The organism is Corynebacterium frankenforstense DSM 45800, from assembly GCF_001941485.1.
GTDB lineage: Bacteria > Actinomycetota > Actinomycetes > Mycobacteriales > Mycobacteriaceae > Corynebacterium > Corynebacterium frankenforstense.
Genome location: NZ_CP009247.1, coordinates 1447062 through 1463455, shown reverse-complemented (window position 1 = coordinate 1463455; position 16394 = coordinate 1447062). Strand labels below are relative to the sequence as shown.

The window sequence follows — 16394 nt, the reverse complement described above, 5'->3', positions numbered from 1 at the left end:
GGGAGAAAAGCCATGGAGAAGTTCACCACCCACACCGGCGTCGGCGTGCCGCTGCACGCCTCGAACGTCGACACCGACCAGATCATCCCCGCCGTCTACCTCAAGCGCGTCGCGCGCACCGGCTTCGAGGACGGGCTCTTCGCCAACTGGCGCAAGAACGACCCCGACTTCGTGCTCAACCAGGAGACCTACGCCAACGGCTCCGTGCTGGTCGCCGGGCCCGACTTCGGCACCGGCTCCTCGCGCGAGCACGCCGTGTGGGCGCTGAAGGACTACGGCTTCCGTGCCGTGTTCTCCCCGCGCTTCGCCGACATCTTCCGCGGCAACGCCGGCAAGTCCGGCCTGCTGGCCGGGATCATGGAGGAGACCGACGTCGAGCTGCTGTGGAAACAGATGGAGCAGGAGCCGGGCCTGAAGCTGACGGTCAACCTCGAGGACCGCACCGTCACCGCCGGCGAGCGCGTCTACCCCTTCGACGTCGACGACTACACCCGCTGGCGCCTGATGGAGGGCCTCGACGACATCGGCCTGACCCTGCGCCAGGAGGACAGGATCGCCGCCTTCGAGGCCGCCCGCCCGTCCTTCAAGCCCGCGGTGCTCTGACCGCCGCGGTGACTGACGGACCACTGGACAGGCGCCTGGACTACCTCGAGCTCGACGTCTTCGCCACCGGGGCCTTCACCGGCAACCCGGTCGGCGTGGTCGCCGGCGCCGACCGCCTGAGCGACGCCGGGATGGCGCGCATCGCGGCCTGGACCAACTTCTCGGAGACGACGTTCCTGCTCGAACCCCGCGAGCCGGGCGCGGACTACCGGGTGCGCATCTTCACACCCACCGAGGAGTTCCCCTTCGCCGGGCACCCCACCCTCGGCACCGCCGCCGCCTGGCTGGAGCTCGGTGGCAGGCCCGCCCGTCCCGGCACGGTGGTCCAGGAGTGCGGCGCCGGCCTGGTCGAGGTGCGCGTCACCGGCGACGAGCTGGCCTTCGCCACCCCGCCGCTGCAGCGCACCGGGCCGCTCGACGACGCCGAACTCGCGCGGGTCACCGCCGCCTTCGGGTTGGCGCCGGACGAGATCGTCGCGCACGCCTGGGGAGACAACGGCCCGGGCTGGCGGCTCATCCAGCTCGCCGAGCCCGCCCGTCTCGATTCGCTGAGGCACCCCGGACCGGGCGGACCGAAGGTGGGGTTCTGTGTCCTGACCGGCGACGACGCGCCGTTTTACCGTGTGCGCGCCTTCACCCCGAACTTCGAGGACCCGGTCACCGGCAGCCTCAACGGGGCGCTGGGACAGTGGCTGCGCGCCCGCGGGCTGGCGCCCGAGCGCTTCACCGCCGCCCAGGGCGCACACGTCGGCCGCGCCGGCGAGGTGCTGCTCTCCGACGACGGCACCGACGTCTGGGTCGGCGGGCGCGTGCGCACCCGCGTGCGCGGCACGCTGCGCGTCTAGGAGAGAGATTTCCGACGCCCCGACGCAGGCGCGTCAGTCCCCGCCGGCGTCGTCGCCGCCCGCGGCGCCACTGCCGTGCCCGCCCGGGGTACCGCGGTGCTCGGGCAGGAAGGCGGCGACCGCGAGCGCGATCCCGCCGAGGACCATCCCCGCCAGGCCGGCGATGTTGATGGCGGTCGGCGGGGCGGTGATGAAGGAGACCGCCGAGGCGGAGACCACCAGGCCCGCGATCAGGGAGACCACGCCCGAGGAGGTGCGCCGGTCCGCCTCCCGCAGCGCGGGAATCGCGCTGAGCGCGGTGAGCACGCCGAGGGGAACGGAGGACCACATCAGGACGGGCACGACGGCAGGGTTCATGACGGCCACCCAGATCCCGAGGGCGGCGAGCGCGGTCAGTGCGCTGAGGATCTTCCTGGGCATGTCGGGGCCTCCCGGAGGGTCGACGGCAGCGGAGGGCGGGTCGTGGTCGGCCCGTCGCGGCGACCCGGGGGCCGCCGCCAGGGGCCCGAGGCTACTTGGCGGGCAGGGGGCTCGCCAGGTAGTCGGCGCCGACCAGGCGGCCGTCGGCGAAGGAGAGCACCCAGCAGCTGGCCTTCTTCGCCTCCGCGTCGGAGTCCAGCGGGAGCGTGCCGTTGGCCGAGAGCCAGGCGATCATGTCCGGGATAATCAGGCCCTGGCCGACGATGACGGGCACCCCGCCCTCGGCCACGACGTCGGTGAACGCCTTCTGCGCGCCGGTCATGTTCTCCAGCCAGCCCTCGTCGCCGAAGGCGCGGTCGACGGTGACGTCCACGCCGAGCTCGTCGGCCAGCGGCGCGGCGGTCTGCCGGCAGCGGTCCGGCTCGGCGGAGTAGACGGCGGTCGGGTGGAAGGGCAGAAGCGCCGGGATGAGCATCTCGGACTGGCGGCGGCCCTTCTTGTCCAGCGGCCGCTTGAAGTCGTCGCCGGCCCAGTTGCGGCGCTGGTGCGCGCGGGCGTGGCGCACGTAGAGCACGCGCGTGTCCACCCCGGCGGTGATGCGCTTGAGCGCCTTCTCCAGCACCCTGCGGTCCACCGCGTAGCTGAGCAGCTCGGCGGCCTCGTCGAAGGGCAGCCAGCGCAGCTCGTCGACCTCGTTGTTGGCGGTGAACTCGCCGGAGACCACCGAGGCCGTCCAGTAGTAGACGACCTTGGTGCGGTCGCCGACCGGGTAGGTCACCGTGCCCACGAGCTTCTCCAGGCGGGTCTCCAGTCCCGTCTCCTCGACGATCTCGCGGTGCGCGGTGGTCGGCATCGCCTCACCCGGGTCGACCTTGCCCTTGGGCAGCGACCAGTCGTCGTAGTGGGGACGGTGCACCACGGCGGTCTCCCAGGCGTCGGTCCCGGTCGCGTCCTCGGCGGTGTCGGCGCGCCGGCGGTAGAGCACGGCGCCGGCGGCGAGCGTGGCCCGCTTGAAATGCTTGGCGGGGTCGCGCGGGATGCGCTGGTACCGCCCGTCCACGAGCAGTTCGGCGGCGGAGTCCTTGTCCTCTTCGTGCAGTGCCATGTACCTATTTCTACCCCGCCCGGGCCCGCACGCGCGCGTCGGCGACCGTTATGCTGGGGAAGCGATCCGCACCGCTATTCTTTTTGGCGGTCCTGCGACAGCTCGAGAGCGAACCGACGGAAAGGAGGCGGCCGTGGTCAACGTCGCCGTGATGGGGGCGGGTTCCTGGGGGACCACCCTGGCGAAGGTCTTCGCCGACGCGGGCAACTCCGTGCGCCTGTGGGCGCGCCGCGAGGAGCTCGCGCGCGCGATCACCGAGACCCGCGAGAACCCCGACTACCTGGCCGGCATCCGCCTGCCCGAGGCGATCACGGCCGGCAGCGACGACGCCGCCGCGCTCGAGGGTGCGGACATCGTGGTGCTCGGCGTGCCCAGCCAGACGCTGCGCGAGAACCTCTCGCGCTGGCGCGACGCGATCCCCTCCGACGCGACCGTGGTCACCATCTCCAAGGGTGTCGAGTCCGACACCTACCTGCTGATGAGCCAGGTCGTCGAGGAGGCCGGGGACGTTCCCCGCGAGCGCATCGCCGTGCTGACGGGCCCGAACCTGGCCCGCGAGATCGCCGAGGAGCAGCCCGCGGCCACCGTCATCGCCTGCGCCGACGAGACCCGGGCGAAGTTCGTCCAGGCCGCCGTGGCCACCGGCTATCTGCGCCCCTACACCAACACCGACGTCACCGGCTGCGAGATCGGCGGCGCCTGCAAGAACGTCATCGCCCTGGCCTGCGGCATCGCCGCCGGCCGCGGGCTGGGCCAGAACACCCTGGCCACCGTGATCACCCGCGGCATCGCGGAGATCACCCGCCTGGGCGTGGCGCTCGGCGCCGACGCGCGGACCTTCTCCGGGCTCGCCGGTCTCGGCGACCTGGTGGCCACCTGCACCTCGGACCTGTCGAGGAACCGCAGCTTCGGCGCCCGCCTCGGCGAGGGCGGCACCCTGGCCGAGGCCACCAAGGCCACCCACGGGCAGGTCGCCGAGGGGGTGATCTCGTCGCGCTCGATCTTCGAGCTGGCGGGCACCCGCGGCGTCGAGATGCCCATCACGCAGGCCGTCTTCGCCGTGTGCCACCGCGGTATGGACGTGCGCGACATGATCACCGCCCTGATGGGGCGCTCCAAGAAAGCAGAGTGAACTTGAGCCAGACCACCACCGTCGCCGTGCTCTACGGCGGCCGCTCCACCGAGCACAACATCTCCTGCATCTCCGCCGGGGCGATCATGTCCCACCTCGACCCCGAGCGCTTCGAGGTGGTGCCCGTGGGCATCACCCGCTCCGGCAAGTGGGTCGCCGGCACCCGGGACCCGGAGGAGCTCAAGGCCCACGACGGCAGGCTGCCCGAGGTCACCGACGGCGAGGAGGTCGTCCTCACCGTCAACCCCGAGCGCGCCGGCGAGCTGACCTACCTCGACGGGAGCCGCTACGCCCGCGTCGACGTCGTCTTCCCCGTGCTGCACGGCGTCTTCGGCGAGGACGGCACCATGCAGGGCCTCTTCGAGCTCTCGGGCGTGCCCTACGTCGGCCCGGGCGTGCTCGCCTCCGCCTGCGGCATGGACAAGGAGTTCACCAAGAAGGTGCTCTCCGCCGCCGGGCTGCCGGTCTCCGCGGGCACCGTGCTCGCCGCCGGGCGGACGCTGTCGACCGAGGACCGCGGGGAACTGGGCCTGCCCGTCTTCGTCAAGCCCGCCCGCGGCGGCTCGTCGATCGGCGTCTCGCGCGTGACCGACTGGGCCGACCTGGACGCCGCGCTCGAGGAGGCCTTCGCCGACGACGACAAGGTCCTCGTCGAGGCCGAGACCGTCGGTGCCGAGGTCGAGGTCGGCGTGCTCGAGCGTCCCGACGGCACCGTGGTCGCCTCCGTGCCGGCCAAGCTGACCGGCACCGAGGACTCCGACGAGGGCTTCTACGACTTCGACGCGAAGTACCTCGACGACGTCGTGCACGCGGAGATCCCCGCGAGGATCGGCGAGGAGACCACCGAGCGGCTGCGCCAGATGGCCGTGACGGCGTTCACCGCCCTGGAGTGCTCGGGGCTCGCCCGCGTGGACTTCTTCGTCACCGATGACGGCCCGGTGCTCAACGAGGTCAACACGATGCCCGGCTTCACGCCGATCTCGATGTACCCGCAGGTCTTCCGCGCCGTCGGCGTCGAGTACGCCGACCTGCTGGCCACGCTGATCGAGACGGCCCGCGCCTGAGGGCCGGCCCCGGCCTGACCTACTGTGCCTCCTTGAGCGCGTCGCTCAGCGCGACGAGCACGCCGTCGGCGCCCACCGGGGGAGTGGAGACCGCGACGACCTCGTCCAGTCCCAGCGCGTAGAGCGTGTCGCCCTCGGAGAACCAGTTGACCCCGTTGATCTCGGTGACCTGCCCGCCGGGGGCGTAGGACTCCGGCATGGCCACACCGCAGACGGCCACGACCGGCGGCAGTCCGCGCGCGGTCCAGTGCGCCCGCGGGGCCTCGGCCTCGACGCGGCGGTAGTCGCCGATCTCCCCGGGCAGCGCGGCGAGCACCTCCTCGCAGCCCCCGGCCTCCGGGGTGTCCAGGTCGGCCAGCGGCAGCGGGTTGCGCTCGACCGAACCGGCCGGCAGCGCGGCCACGGGCTCGGCGAGCTCCTCCGTCGGATCGAAGCCCTCGGCGGTGACGGCCACCACCACGGAACGGTCCACGGAGTACCAGGTGGTCAGGTCCGTGTCCGGGTCGGTGACCGGAAGCCACTCGACGCCGCCGCTCTCCTCCGTCTCGGCACCCTCGGTCCACTGCGCGGGGGCGTCGACACCGCAGCGCAGCGTGACGCGCTCGGTGGAGCTCTTCGACCAGGCGGCCGCGCCCGCCGGCGCGGGCTCGGCCAGCTCGGCGCGGTCGAAGTCGCCCAGGGAGTCCGGCAGGTCCTCGATCAGCCCCGTGCACTCGGGGGAGTCGGCCTGGCCCGCGGGCAGGTCCGGCAGCGCGACCGGCTGGTCACCTGCGCGTTCGAAGACGACGCGGGCGCCGATGAGCACGCCGACGACGAGAACGACCGCCAGTACCAGGGCCGCGTAGACAGGTGTGCGGCTAAATTGGTTCGTGTCGCCCATGGGCAACCAGTCTAGCGGTTTGCCTCCCGGGTCCAACTTTAGGAGGAATGCAGACCGTGGCCACCATCTTCCCCGCCCGTTTCACGGGACCGACCGTCGCCGAACTGGGGGAGAAGGCGGTGATCCGCGAGATCGTCGCCCAGGCGCCCTCCGAGTTCAACGGCGACGACGCCGCGGTGCTCTTCAACGCCCCGCCGAACTCGCGCACGGTGGTCACCACGGACATGGCCGTCGAGGGCCGCCACTTCCGCCTCGAGTGGTCCACCCCCGAGGAGATCGGCGGCAAGGCGATCATCCAGAACTTCGCCGACGTCGAGGCGATGGGCGCGCGCCCCGTCGCGGCCGTCCTCGCCGTCGCGGCCCCCACGAACACCCCGGTCAGCTTCCTGCGGGCGCTGGCCCACGGCATCGGCGAGCGCGTCGTCGAGTTCTCCGCGGACCTCGTCGGCGGGGACATCGTCGCCGGTGAGCAGCTGACGGTCTCGGTGACGGCCATCGGCTCGCTCGGCGGCAGCCTGCCGCCGCTGACCCTGGACGCCGCCCGCCCGGGCCAGCAGCTCGTCGCCGCCGGCCGCATCGGCCACTCGGCCGCCGGCCTCGCCCTGCTCGAACACTACGGCCGCGAGGTGCCCGAAGGCCTCGAGGTGCTCCGCGACGCCCACACCAGCCCGCGCATCGACCCCACCCGCGGCATGATCGCCCGCTCCACCGGCGCGACCGCGGCCACCGACAACTCCGACGGCCTGATCGTGGACCTGACCACGCTCGCCGCCGCCTCCGGGGTGACGATCGACCTCGACCGCGACGCGATCGCCCCGGACGCGGACATGATCCGCGCCGGCGAGCTGACCGGCACCGACCCCTGGGAGTGGGTGCTCGCCGGCGGCGAGGACCACACCATCCTGGCCACCACCGCCGGGCCCGCCCCCAGCGGCTTCCGCGTCATCGGCCGGGTGGCCAAGGGCTCCGGCGTCACCGTCGGGGGAGAGCGGCCCGCCCACTCGGGCGGCTGGGTAAGCTTCTAGGGACCATGAGTCTTCCCGTCCACCCCTCCTGGCAGCCCGTCCTCGCCGACGTCGAGGACCGAGTCCACGAGATCGGTCGGTTCCTGCGCGCGGAGAACGCCGCCGGGCGCGGCTACCTGCCGGCCGGGACCGACGTGCTGCGCGCCTTCCAGTACCCCTTCGACGAGGTCAAGGTCCTCATCGTCGGCCAGGACCCCTACCCGACGCCCGGCCACGCGATGGGGCTGTCCTTCTCCACTCAGCCCGGCGTGCGCCCGCTGCCGCGCTCCCTGGCGAACATCTTCACCGAGCTGCACGACGACCTCGGACTCGACAAGCCGGAGGACGGCGACCTGACCGCCTGGTCGCGCCAGGGCGTCGCGCTGTTCAACCGCGTGCTGACCGTGCAGCCGCGCAAGCCCGCCTCGCACCGCGGCAAGGGCTGGGAGGAGGTCACCGAGACCGCCATCCGGGCGCTGGCCGGCCGCGGCCTGCCGCTGGTGGCCATCCTGTGGGGCCGCGACGCGCAGAGCTGCGCCCGCTTCCTCGGCGACACCCCGCGCGTGGAGTCCCCGCACCCCTCGCCGCTGTCCGCCCACCGCGGCTTCTTCGGCTCGCGCCCCTTCAGCCGCGCCAACCAGCTACTCGTCGACCAGGGCGGCGAGCCCGTCGACTGGCGGCTGTAAGGTTGGGATCCATGACCGCCCCCGCACGCCTCGACGGCGAGACGCTGCTGCGCTGGTCCCGTCGCGCGGTGGCCGAACTGGCCAGCAGGCGGCGGGAGATCAACGAGCTCAACGTCTTCCCCGTCCCCGACGCCGACACCGGCTCCAACATGGCGCACACCATGAGCGCCGCCCTCGCGGAGGCCGAGAAGCTCGACGACGGCGCCACGGCCCCCGCCGTGGCCGCCGCCCTGGCCACCGGCGCCGTCAAGGGCGCCCGCGGCAACTCCGGCCTCGTGCTCTCCCAGGTGCTGCGCGGGCTGGCCGAGGCCGCCGGGCGCGGCGAACTCGACGGCACCGCCGTGGCCGAGGCCCTGCGCATCGCCCTCGTGCTCGTCGACCGCGCGATCTCCGAGCCCGTCGAGGGCACCGTGATCACCGTGCTGCGCGCCGCCGGCATCGCCGCCGCCGAGCAGAGCGAGCTTGCCGACGTCGTGCGGGCCGCCGTCGCGGCTGCCCGCACCGCCCTGGCGCAGACGCCCTCGCAGTTGAAGGCCCTGCGCGACGCCGGCGTCGTCGACGCGGGCGGGCGCGGCTTCGTGATCCTGCTGGAGTCGCTGGCCGAGGAGCTCGCCGGTGCCGAGGCACCCGAGGTGCCCGCGCCCGAGTCGCACGGCCGACCCGCCTACCTGGAGGTCATGTGCCACGTCGCCGGCACCGACCTCGCCGCGCTCGAGGAGCACCTGAGTGCGATGGGCGACAGCCTCGTGCTCGCCTGCGACGGCGAGGACGCCGCCGGGGTGCACATCCACACCCGGGCCGCCGGCGAGGTCATCGAGGCGCTCTTCGCCGCCGGCGCCGTCACCGCGCTGCGCCTGGAGGTCCTGCCCGAGCAGGCCCAGACCCCGCGCCGCGCCGTCATCGCCGTCACCCCGGCCGGCCCGGTGGCCGACCTCTACCGCGAGGCCGGCGCCGCCGTGGTCACGCCGCCGGCGCCCGAGGGCGACGACGACATCGTCTCCGCGATCGCGCGCACCGTGCGCACCAGCGGCGCCGACGAGGTCATCCTGCTGCCCAACGGGCTGCTCAACCACCGCGAGCTGGTCTCCGTCGAGCGCGCCGGCCACGCCTTCGAGCAGGAGATCACCCTGCTGCCCACCGCCCGGCTGCTCTCCGGCATCGCGGCGCTGGCCGTCCACGACCCCGGCCAGCCGGTCGGCGTGGCCGCCTACGTCATGCAGGAGGCCGCCGCCGGCATGCGCACCGCCGTGCTCGTGCGCGCCGAGTCCGCCCGTCTGACCCCGGCCGGGCCCTGCGCCCGCGACGACGTCCTCGTCCTCGAGGGCGAGACCGTCACCGCCGTGGCCGAGGACGTCGCCGAGGCCGTCGAGTCCACCTGCCGCCGCCTGCTCTCGGCCGGCGGCGAACAGGTCAGCCTGCTGCTGCACGAGTCCGTCGAGGTCGACGAGCTGGAGCTGGCCGAGCGTCTCGGCGTCGAGGTGATGGCCTTCCCGGCCGGCGACATCGACGAGCTGGTCGAGATCGGCGTGGAGTGACACCGTGCTCGGGTGGAGGGACCAGCGGCCGCTGAAGAAGATCCTGCCGGCCCGGCTCTCGCGCGGGCTGAAGCGCTCCTTCGGCTACGAGACCGCCGACCAGCTGTGGGCGCACCTGCCGCGCGCCTACTCCGTGTCCGGCTCCGCGGTGGACCTCGACGAGGTCGAGGCCGGCGAGATCGTCACCTGCGTCGCCCAGGTCATCAACGTCAAGACCCAGCAGCTGCGCCGCCGCTCGGCGGGGGAGCGCCCCCGGTTCCTGAGCAAGGTGCTCGTCACCGACGGCACCTCGCACATCGAGGTCACCTTCTTCAACAGCCCCTGGGTCTCCGAGCGCCTGCTGCCGGGCACCCGGGCGATGTTCTCCGGCAAGCTCTCCTTCTTCCGCGGGCGGGTCCAGCTGCAGCACCCGAAGTTCATCGAGCTGCCCGGCGGCGACGACGCGGATGCGGGCACGGCCGCACCCGCGGGCGCGGACGCAGCCGGCGGCACGGACCAGGGCGCCGCAGGCGCCCGCGACGGTGCGGGAACCGCCGACGCGGCGGGCGCGACGTCGTCAAGCGGCGGGGGCAAGGGCAGGGAAGAGGACGCCGACGCCGAGATCCGCCGCCTGCTCGCCCAGCAGCGCCACCTGCCCGTCTACCCCGTCAAGCAGGGCATCACCTCGTGGCGCATCCTGCAGGCCGTCGACTGCCTCCTGCGCGCCACGGAACCGCTGCCCGAGCCGCTCGACCGGGTGCCCGAGGGCTTCATCGGCTTCGACGCGGCCGTGCGCGGGGTGCACCTGCCCGGCCCCGAGGGACCCGAGGCCGCGGTGCGCCGGCTGAAGTACAACGAGGCGTTCACCCTGGCGTGCGTGACCGCCCTGCGCCGCGACGACAACCGCCGCCGCCACGCCGTGCGCTGCGCGCCCAGGCCGGACGGACTGGTGGACCGGCTGCTCGCCGGGCTCGGTTTCGAGCTGACTGCCGGCCAGCTCGAGGTGCTCGGCGAGATCTCGGCGGACCTGGACTCCACCGAGCCGATGTCCCGGCTGCTGCAGGGCGAGGTCGGCTCGGGCAAGACGCTCGTCGCGCTCGCGGCGATGCTGCAGGTCATCGACAACGGCCACCAGTGCGCCTTCCTCGCGCCCACCGAGGTGCTCGCCGCCCAGCACGCCCGTTCACTGACGGCCACGCTCGAGCGCGCCGGCCTGGACGTGACCGTCCACCTGCTCACCGGCAGCATGTCGGTGGCCGAGAAGCGCGCCGCCCTGCTCGCGGCCGTCACCGGCGAGGCCGACATCGTCGTGGGCACCCACGCGCTGCTCGAGGACACCGTCGAGTTCTTCCGGCTGGGCCTGGCCGTCGTCGACGAGCAGCACCGCTTCGGCGTCGAGCAGCGCGACCGGCTGCGCCTGAAGGGCGGCCACCCGCACCTGCTGGTCATGACGGCCACCCCGATCCCGCGCACGATCGCGATGACGGTCTTCGGCGACCTCGAGGTCTCCACCCTGCGCGAGCTGCCGCACGGGCGCCGCGACGTCAAGAGCTTCCTCGTGCGCCGCGACCAGGCCAGCTGGGTCGCGCGCGTGCCCGGGCGCATCCGCGAGGAGGTCGCCGCCGGCGGGCGCGCCTACGTGGTCTGCCCGCGCATCGAGAAGGAGGGCGGCGTCGAGGACGTCGCCGCCAAGCTGCGCCACGGCGCGCTGAGCGGCCTCTCCGTCGGGGTGCTGCACGGGCGCATGCGGCCCGAGGACAAGGAGCGGGTCATGGCGGACTTCGCCGCCGGGCGCGTCCAGGTGCTCGTCTCCACCACGGTCATCGAGGTCGGCGTCGACGTGCCCGAGGCGACCGTGATGCTCATCCGCGGCGCCGAGCACTTCGGCGTCAGCCAGATCCACCAGCTGCGCGGGCGCGTCGGCCGCGGGACGCGCCCCGGCGTGTGCTTCCTCTACACCGAGTCCGAGCAGCCGCGCGTGCTGCAGCGCCTGGCCGCGGTGGCCGACACCGACGACGGTTTCGCGCTCGCCGAGCTCGACCTCGAGCTGCGCCAGGAGGGCGACATCCTGGGCGCGAGCCAGTCGGGCCGCAACAGCCTGCGGCTGCTGGACATGAAGGGCGACCGCGACCTCATTGAGCTCGCGCGCGCCGAGGCCGACGCCCTGGTGGCGCGCGACCGCGGCCTCGCCGAGAGCTTCGCGGCGGAGATCAACCCGGACAGCCAGGACTACATCGAGAAAAGTTAAGCTGGTGCCCATGGAGATTCACGCACCCTTCGCCGGAACCATCCGGTATCACGTCGCGGTCGGCGACACCGTCGACACGGGCGACCACCTGGCGACCATCGAGGCCGCCAAGCTCGAGGCGAGCGTCGACGCCCCGGGCCCCGGCGTCGTCACCGACGTCGACCGCGAGGATTTCACCGATGTGGGCGGCGGCGACCGCATCCTGACCCTGGGCGAGCGGAAGTAATGCCGCGCATCGTCGCCGGCGCCGCCCGCGGCCGCAGGCTCGCCGAGGCGCCCGAGGGCACCCGGCCCACCGCCGACCGCGCCAAGGAGGGCCTGTTCTCCTCGCTGGAGTCCCGCTTCGGCGTCGAGGGCCGCCACGTGCTCGACCTCTACGCCGGCTCCGGCGCGCTGGGCCTCGAGGCGCTCAGCCGCGGCGCGGCCGAGGCCGTGCTCGTCGACTCCTCGGCCGCCGCCTGCTCGGTCGCCCGCACCAACGCGGAGGCCGTCGGGCTTCCCGGGGCGCTCATCGAGCAGGAGGACGTCTTCGCCTACCTGCGCCGCGCGCCGCGCGGGCGCTTCGACATGGTGCTCGCCGACCCGCCCTACGACGTACGCGCCTCCACCGTGCGCAAGGTGCTGGCCGCGCTCGAGCCCGTGCTTGCCGACGTCGCGGTGGTCGCCGTGGAGCGCCGCGCCGCCGACGAGGAGACCACCTGGCCCGAGGGGTTCGAACCCACGCGGCAGAAACTGAAGAAGCGCACCTACGGCATCGCGCGCATGGACGTCGCCGTCTTCGAGCGCGCCGAGAGCTGAGCGCGCGGACGTGCGGGCACCGGGCGTGCCGGCGCCGTTGAACTGACTGATCCGAACGAGGAGGCCGAGAGAGCCGTGAAAGCCGTCTGCCCCGGGTCCTTCGACCCGATCACCCTGGGACACCTGTCCATCTTCGAGCGCGCCGCCGCGCACGTCGACCAGCTGACGGTGCTGGTGACCGCCAACCCGAACAAGAACACCGGGCTGTTCACCGTCGACGAGCGCATGGAGCTCATCCGCCGCGCCGTCGAGCACCTGCCCAACGTGGACGTGGACACCTGGGGCGGCCTCCTGGTCGACTACACCACCGCCCACGGCGTCGACGCCCTGGTCAAGGGACTGCGCTCCTCGCTCGACTACGACTACGAGCTGCCGATGGCGCAGATGAACCGCCGGCTGACCGGGGTGGAGACCTTCTTCCTGCTCACCGACGAGAAGTACGGCTACGTCTCCTCGACGCTGTGCAAGGAGGTCGCCCGCTACGGCGGCGACGTCTCCGGGCTCATGCCCGACCACGTGGTCGCCGCGGTGCGCGAGAAGTACCGCGCCCTCGACAGCGGAGAGAAGGCCTGAGCCCCGTGGTCGGAACGGGAACCGGGGTGGTGCTCATCCTCCTGGTGACCATCCTCATCGGCGCGACCATGCAGCGCGTCTCCGGCATGGGCCTCGGCCTGGTCGGCGGCCCGGTGGTCAGCCTGCTGCTCGGCCCCGTCGAGGGCATCCTGGTCATCAACGTGCTCGCCGTGGTCAACGCGACGATCGTCACGGCGACGACCTGGCGCAACATCGACCTGCGCAAGTTCCTGCTCGTCGGCTCCACCCTGGTCGTCGGCGCGGTGCCGGGCGCGATCGTCGTCCGCGAGTTCTCCCCGGACCTGCTGCAGGTCGTCGTCGGCTCGCTGCTGCTCATCGCCCTGGGCGTGGTGACCTTCGGGCTGCGGTGGGTGCCCACCCCGCGCGGGAAGGCCCCCGCGCTGATCTCCGGGGCCATCGGCGGCTTCATGAACACGCTGGCCGGCATCGCCGGGCCGGCGATCACCGTCTACGCCCAGGCCGCGCGGTGGGACCAGCGCGTCTACGCCGCGACCCTGCAGCCGCTCTTCGTGGTGGCCGGCTTCATCAGCGTGGTGATCAAGCTGGTCACCGGCGCCGGCGACCTGACGGTGGTCAACCCCTGGCTGTGGCCGGCGGGCCTGGTGGGCATGCTGCTGGGCATCTGGGCCGGCACGCGGCTCTCGCGGCACATCCCCCGCGACAAGGCGCACGCGCTGGCGCTGGCGCTCGCCGCCCTCGGCGGGCTGACCGTGCTGGTCCGCGGCGCCTCAGGGCTCTTGAGCTGAGCCGCAGACAGCGGAAAACCGGGGCCACCGATGGGGTGGCCCCGGTTCTCTTGTGCCCGGCCGTGGCGGCGGTGCGCCTGCCGCGCGGGCGGGCAGCTACTTGAGCAGGTTGGAGAGAAACGACTGCGTGCGCTCCTCCTGCGGGTCGTCGAGCACCTCGGCCGGGGTGCCGCGCTCGACGATGCGGCCGTCGGCCATGAAGACCACCTGGTCGGCGACCTCGTGGGCGAAGCCCATCTCGTGGGTGACCACGAGCATGGTCATGCCGTCGGCGGCGAGCTGCTTCATCACGCGCAGCACCTCGCCGACCAGCTCGGGGTCGAGCGCCGAGGTCGGCTCGTCGAAGAGCATCAGCTTCGGGCGCATGGCCACCGCGCGGGCGATCGCCACGCGCTGCTGCTGGCCGCCGGAGAGCTGCGCCGGGTAGGCGTCGGCCTTGTGGCCGAGCCCGACCATGTCGAGCAGCTCGCGGGCGTGGCGCTCGGCCTCACCGGAGTCGATGCCCTTGACGTGCACCGGGGCCTCGGTGATGTTCTCCAGGGCGGTGCGGTGGGGGAAGAGGTTGAAGTTCTGGAAGACCATGCCGATGTCGGCGCGCTGGAGGGCGGCCTCCTTCTCGGAGATCTCGTAGAGCGTGCCCTCCTTCTCCCGGTATCCGATGAGCTCACCGTCGACGTAGAGGCGCCCGGCGGTGACTTTCTCGAGGTGGTTCACGCAGCGCAGGAACGTCGACTTGCCGGAGCCCGAGGGGCCGATCAGGCAGGTCACGGAACCGGCGGGCACGGTCATGTCGATGCCCTTGAGCACCTGCAGCTGGCCGAAGGACTTGCAGACCTGCTGGGCGTCGATCATCGGGGTCGCGGCGCCCGCGCCGGCGGCGTTGTTGTTGGGCTGGGTCACTTCTTGGCCCTCCGTTCCGGTTCGGGGATGACGGTGACGTTTCCGGGCAGCGAGCCCTCGGCGTCGGCGAGTGCGGCCAGCTGACGGCCGGTCAGCTCACGGGTGGAGCCGCGCTCGTAGTACTTCTCCAGGTAGTGCTGGCCGATCATGAACAGCGAGGTGATCACCAGGTACCAGGAGGCGGCCACCAGCAGCAGCGGCACCGGCTGGAACAGCGCGTTGGCGATGTCCAGCGAGCGGCCGTAGAGCTCGTGGGTGTAGGGGATGGCCACGACCAGCGAGGTGGTCTTCAGCAGCGAGATGAACTCGTTGCCGGTCGGCGGGATGATGATGCGCATCGCCTGCGGCATCACCGTGCGCCGCATCGTCATCCACCAGCCCATGCCGAGCGCCTTGGAGGCCTCGAGCTGGCCCTCGGGGACGGCCTGGATGCCGGAGCGGACGATCTCCGCCATGTAGGCGGCCTCGTTGAGGCCCAGGCCGAGCACGGCGAGCAGGAACATGTTGCTCAGCACGGCCTCGACGCTGATCTCGACGGGGCCGACGGCGATGACCTGGTAGATGGAGCCGAGCAGGCCCCAGAAGACCAGCTGGACGTAGATCGGGGTCCCGCGGAAGACCCACAGGAAGCCCCAGGCGACCACGCGCAGCACCGGGTTGGGCGACATGCGCATCACGGCCAGCAGCACGCCGCCGACGACGCCGAGGACCATCGCGAGCGTGGTGATCGCGATGGTGTGGCCCGCCGCGGTGACGATGCGGCTGTCGAAGAGGTAGGCGAAGTAGGTGTCCCACCCGTAGGCCTCGTTGGTGGCCGCGCCGATGAGGAACCAGGCGGCCAGCCCGACCACGATCGCGGCGGTCACCCAGCGGCCCGGGTGCTTCAGCGGCACCGCGCGGATGGGCGCGGGCTGAGTCTGTGCGTTTTCAGTCATCGGATATCAGCCGGTTCCTCGTTGATCAGGGCCTGGTCGACCAGGCCGTCGGTGATGTTCCACTGCGCCATGATGCGCTCGTAGTCGCCGGAGTCGATGAGCACCTGCATCGCCGCGGCGACGGCGTCGGTCAGCTGCGAGCCCTTCGGGGTGGCGAAGCCGTAGGGCGCGGCGGCGAAGACGTCACCGGTGGTGGTGATCTTGCCGTCGGCGCGCTCGATGGCCCAGGCGGTGATCGGGGAGTCCGCCGAGAGCGCGTCGGCGCGGCCGACCACCAGGGCGGTGGCGGCCTGGTCGGCGGTCTCGTAGGACAGGATCTCGATCGGCTTCTCGCCGCGGGCCTCGCACTCCGCGGACTTCGGGCGCACGTCGTCGGTCTCGGCGACCGTGGTGCGCTGCACCGCGACCGTCAGCCCGCAGGCGTTGTCCGGGTCCACCGGGGGCTTTCCGGACTGCTGCGCCCACTGGATGCCGGCGTAGAGGTGGTCGATGAAGTCGAAGCCCTGCCGGCGCTCCTCGGTGTCGGTGAAGCCCGTCGCGCCGAAGTCGATGGTGCCGCCGTTGATCGCCGGCAGGATCATGGCGAAGTCCTGCTGGCGGATCTCCAGGTCGAGCCCCATCACGGAGGCGACGGCGGCGGCGAGGTCCATCTCGAAGCCGATGATGTTGCCCTGCGAGTCCTTGAACTCGAAGGGGGCGAACGGCGGGTTGGTGCCGATGGAGATGGAGCCGCGGACGGCGATCTCCTCGGGGACCAGCGCCTGCACCTGCGGGTCGGCCGGGGGAGCGATCTCCTCCCAGCCGGCGGGGTGGCCGGTCTCCTCGTTGGTCACGCACGCGCTCAGGCCCAGCACGCAGGCGAGCGCGGTGACGGCACCGGCCAGCGTGCGCAGCGGGCGGCGCAGCGTTGAGGCGGTCAT

Annotated in this window: 18 protein-coding genes; 12 read left to right on the top strand and 6 right to left on the bottom strand. The window is 72.6% G+C overall.

Annotated elements, in window-relative coordinates; genetic code table 11:
• Positions 1 to 12: 12 nt before the first annotated feature.
• Both leuD and CFRA_RS06380 read left to right on the top strand, forming a co-directional pair.
• Positions 13 to 603, top strand: coding sequence for a 3-isopropylmalate dehydratase small subunit (leuD, locus tag CFRA_RS06385; protein ID WP_075663937.1), 591 nt, complete (start codon positions 13 to 15; stop codon positions 601 to 603).
• Positions 604 to 611: 8 nt separating this feature from the next.
• Positions 612 to 1448 carry a PhzF family phenazine biosynthesis protein gene (locus tag CFRA_RS06380; protein ID WP_245797499.1) on the top strand — a complete coding sequence of 279 codons (837 nt, stop codon included), beginning with the start codon at positions 612 to 614 and terminating at the stop codon, positions 1446 to 1448.
• A gap of 33 nt (positions 1449 to 1481) precedes the next feature.
• Here the strand turns inward: CFRA_RS06380 and CFRA_RS06375 are convergent, their stop codons facing one another.
• Both CFRA_RS06375 and CFRA_RS06370 read right to left on the bottom strand, forming a co-directional pair.
• A complete protein-coding gene (locus tag CFRA_RS06375) occupies positions 1482 to 1868 on the bottom strand; it encodes a hypothetical protein (protein ID WP_075663936.1) in 387 nt (128 codons plus the stop codon).
• Between the two features lie 91 nt (positions 1869 to 1959).
• Complete coding sequence (locus CFRA_RS06370; RefSeq protein ID WP_075663935.1) at positions 1960 to 2973, bottom strand: NUDIX hydrolase; 1014 nt, start codon at positions 2971 to 2973, stop codon at positions 1960 to 1962.
• A 133-nt stretch (positions 2974 to 3106) separates the two neighbouring features.
• Here CFRA_RS06370 and CFRA_RS06365 point away from each other — a divergent pair, with 133 nt between their 5' ends.
• Both CFRA_RS06365 and CFRA_RS06360 read left to right on the top strand, forming a co-directional pair.
• Complete coding sequence (locus CFRA_RS06365) at positions 3107 to 4105, top strand: NAD(P)H-dependent glycerol-3-phosphate dehydrogenase (protein WP_156887977.1); 999 nt, start codon at positions 3107 to 3109, stop codon at positions 4103 to 4105.
• A 2-nt stretch (positions 4106 to 4107) separates the two neighbouring features.
• The gene (locus CFRA_RS06360) at positions 4108 to 5169 is read left to right on the top strand and encodes a D-alanine--D-alanine ligase family protein (RefSeq protein WP_075664922.1); all 1062 of its coding nucleotides are present in this window, start codon (positions 4108 to 4110) and stop codon (positions 5167 to 5169) included.
• 19 nt (positions 5170 to 5188) lie between these two features.
• On the opposite strand, the gene CFRA_RS06355 is transcribed toward CFRA_RS06360, so the two are convergent.
• A complete protein-coding gene (locus tag CFRA_RS06355) occupies positions 5189 to 6049 on the bottom strand; it encodes a DUF3515 domain-containing protein (protein WP_075663934.1) in 861 nt (286 codons plus the stop codon).
• A 56-nt stretch (positions 6050 to 6105) separates the two neighbouring features.
• On the opposite strand from CFRA_RS06355, the gene CFRA_RS06350 reads away from it, so the two are divergent.
• The 8 genes from CFRA_RS06350 (at position 6106) to CFRA_RS06315 (ending at position 13639) form a co-directional block, all read left to right on the top strand.
• The gene (locus CFRA_RS06350) at positions 6106 to 7074 is read left to right on the top strand and encodes a thiamine-phosphate kinase (protein WP_245797497.1); all 969 of its coding nucleotides are present in this window, start codon (positions 6106 to 6108) and stop codon (positions 7072 to 7074) included.
• A gap of 5 nt (positions 7075 to 7079) precedes the next feature.
• The gene (locus tag CFRA_RS06345) at positions 7080 to 7739 is read left to right on the top strand and encodes a uracil-DNA glycosylase (protein ID WP_075663932.1); all 660 of its coding nucleotides are present in this window, start codon (positions 7080 to 7082) and stop codon (positions 7737 to 7739) included.
• A gap of 11 nt (positions 7740 to 7750) precedes the next feature.
• Positions 7751 to 9274 carry a DAK2 domain-containing protein gene (locus tag CFRA_RS06340; protein ID WP_075663931.1) on the top strand — a complete coding sequence of 508 codons (1524 nt, stop codon included), beginning with the start codon at positions 7751 to 7753 and terminating at the stop codon, positions 9272 to 9274.
• A 4-nt stretch (positions 9275 to 9278) separates the two neighbouring features.
• The gene (locus CFRA_RS06335; protein ID WP_075663930.1) at positions 9279 to 11501 is read left to right on the top strand and encodes an ATP-dependent DNA helicase RecG; all 2223 of its coding nucleotides are present in this window, start codon (positions 9279 to 9281) and stop codon (positions 11499 to 11501) included.
• 10 nt (positions 11502 to 11511) lie between these two features.
• Positions 11512 to 11727, top strand: coding sequence for an acyl-CoA carboxylase biotin carboxyl carrier protein subunit (locus CFRA_RS06330; RefSeq protein WP_075663929.1), 216 nt, complete (start codon positions 11512 to 11514; stop codon positions 11725 to 11727).
• Entirely contained in the window at positions 11727 to 12299 is a 573-nt protein-coding gene (locus tag CFRA_RS06325) for an RsmD family RNA methyltransferase (RefSeq protein ID WP_075663928.1), read from the top strand. Before CFRA_RS06330 ends, CFRA_RS06325 begins: the two co-directional genes overlap by 1 nt.
• Before the next feature lie 75 nt (positions 12300 to 12374).
• On the top strand, positions 12375 to 12872 hold the full coding sequence (gene coaD / locus CFRA_RS06320; protein WP_075663927.1) for a pantetheine-phosphate adenylyltransferase: 498 nt from the start codon (positions 12375 to 12377) through the stop codon (positions 12870 to 12872).
• 5 nt (positions 12873 to 12877) lie between these two features.
• Positions 12878 to 13639 carry a sulfite exporter TauE/SafE family protein gene (locus tag CFRA_RS06315; protein ID WP_281247422.1) on the top strand — a complete coding sequence of 254 codons (762 nt, stop codon included), beginning with the start codon at positions 12878 to 12880 and terminating at the stop codon, positions 13637 to 13639.
• Positions 13640 to 13735: 96 nt separating this feature from the next.
• Here CFRA_RS06315 and ehuA read toward each other — a convergent pair whose 3' ends face one another.
• The 3 genes from ehuA to CFRA_RS06300 are packed head-to-tail and all read right to left on the bottom strand — an operon-like array spanning position 13736 to position 16394.
• The gene (ehuA, locus tag CFRA_RS06310; protein WP_075664920.1) at positions 13736 to 14491 is read right to left on the bottom strand and encodes an ectoine/hydroxyectoine ABC transporter ATP-binding protein EhuA; all 756 of its coding nucleotides are present in this window, start codon (positions 14489 to 14491) and stop codon (positions 13736 to 13738) included.
• 44 nt (positions 14492 to 14535) lie between these two features.
• On the bottom strand, positions 14536 to 15474 hold the full coding sequence (locus CFRA_RS06305; RefSeq protein WP_075663925.1) for an amino acid ABC transporter permease: 939 nt from the start codon (positions 15472 to 15474) through the stop codon (positions 14536 to 14538).
• The gene (locus tag CFRA_RS06300; protein ID WP_075663924.1) at positions 15471 to 16394 is read right to left on the bottom strand and encodes an ABC transporter substrate-binding protein; all 924 of its coding nucleotides are present in this window, start codon (positions 16392 to 16394) and stop codon (positions 15471 to 15473) included. Before CFRA_RS06300 ends, CFRA_RS06305 begins: the two co-directional genes overlap by 4 nt.

Excerpts from the sequence above, each read along its gene's own strand:
- leuD (WP_075663937.1), top strand. The coding sequence starts at position 13 with ATGGAGAAGTTCACCACCCACACCGGCGTCGGCGTGCCGCTGCACGCC.
- CFRA_RS06375 (WP_075663936.1), bottom strand. The coding sequence starts at position 1,868 with ATGCCCAGGAAGATCCTCAGCGCACTGACCGCGCTCGCCGCCCTCGGG.
- CFRA_RS06370 (WP_075663935.1), bottom strand. The coding sequence starts at position 2,973 with ATGGCACTGCACGAAGAGGACAAGGACTCCGCCGCCGAACTGCTCGTG.
- CFRA_RS06355 (WP_075663934.1), bottom strand. The coding sequence starts at position 6,049 with ATGGGCGACACGAACCAATTTAGCCGCACACCTGTCTACGCGGCCCTG.
- CFRA_RS06345 (WP_075663932.1), top strand. The coding sequence starts at position 7,080 with ATGAGTCTTCCCGTCCACCCCTCCTGGCAGCCCGTCCTCGCCGACGTC.
- CFRA_RS06340 (WP_075663931.1), top strand. The coding sequence starts at position 7,751 with ATGACCGCCCCCGCACGCCTCGACGGCGAGACGCTGCTGCGCTGGTCC.
- CFRA_RS06330 (WP_075663929.1), top strand. The coding sequence starts at position 11,512 with ATGGAGATTCACGCACCCTTCGCCGGAACCATCCGGTATCACGTCGCG.
- CFRA_RS06325 (WP_075663928.1), top strand. The coding sequence starts at position 11,727 with ATGCCGCGCATCGTCGCCGGCGCCGCCCGCGGCCGCAGGCTCGCCGAG.
- ehuA (WP_075664920.1), bottom strand. The coding sequence starts at position 14,491 with ATGATCGACGCCCAGCAGGTCTGCAAGTCCTTCGGCCAGCTGCAGGTG.
- CFRA_RS06305 (WP_075663925.1), bottom strand. The coding sequence starts at position 15,474 with ATGACTGAAAACGCACAGACTCAGCCCGCGCCCATCCGCGCGGTGCCG.
- CFRA_RS06300 (WP_075663924.1), bottom strand. The coding sequence starts at position 16,394 with ATGACCGCCTCAACGCTGCGCCGCCCGCTGCGCACGCTGGCCGGTGCC.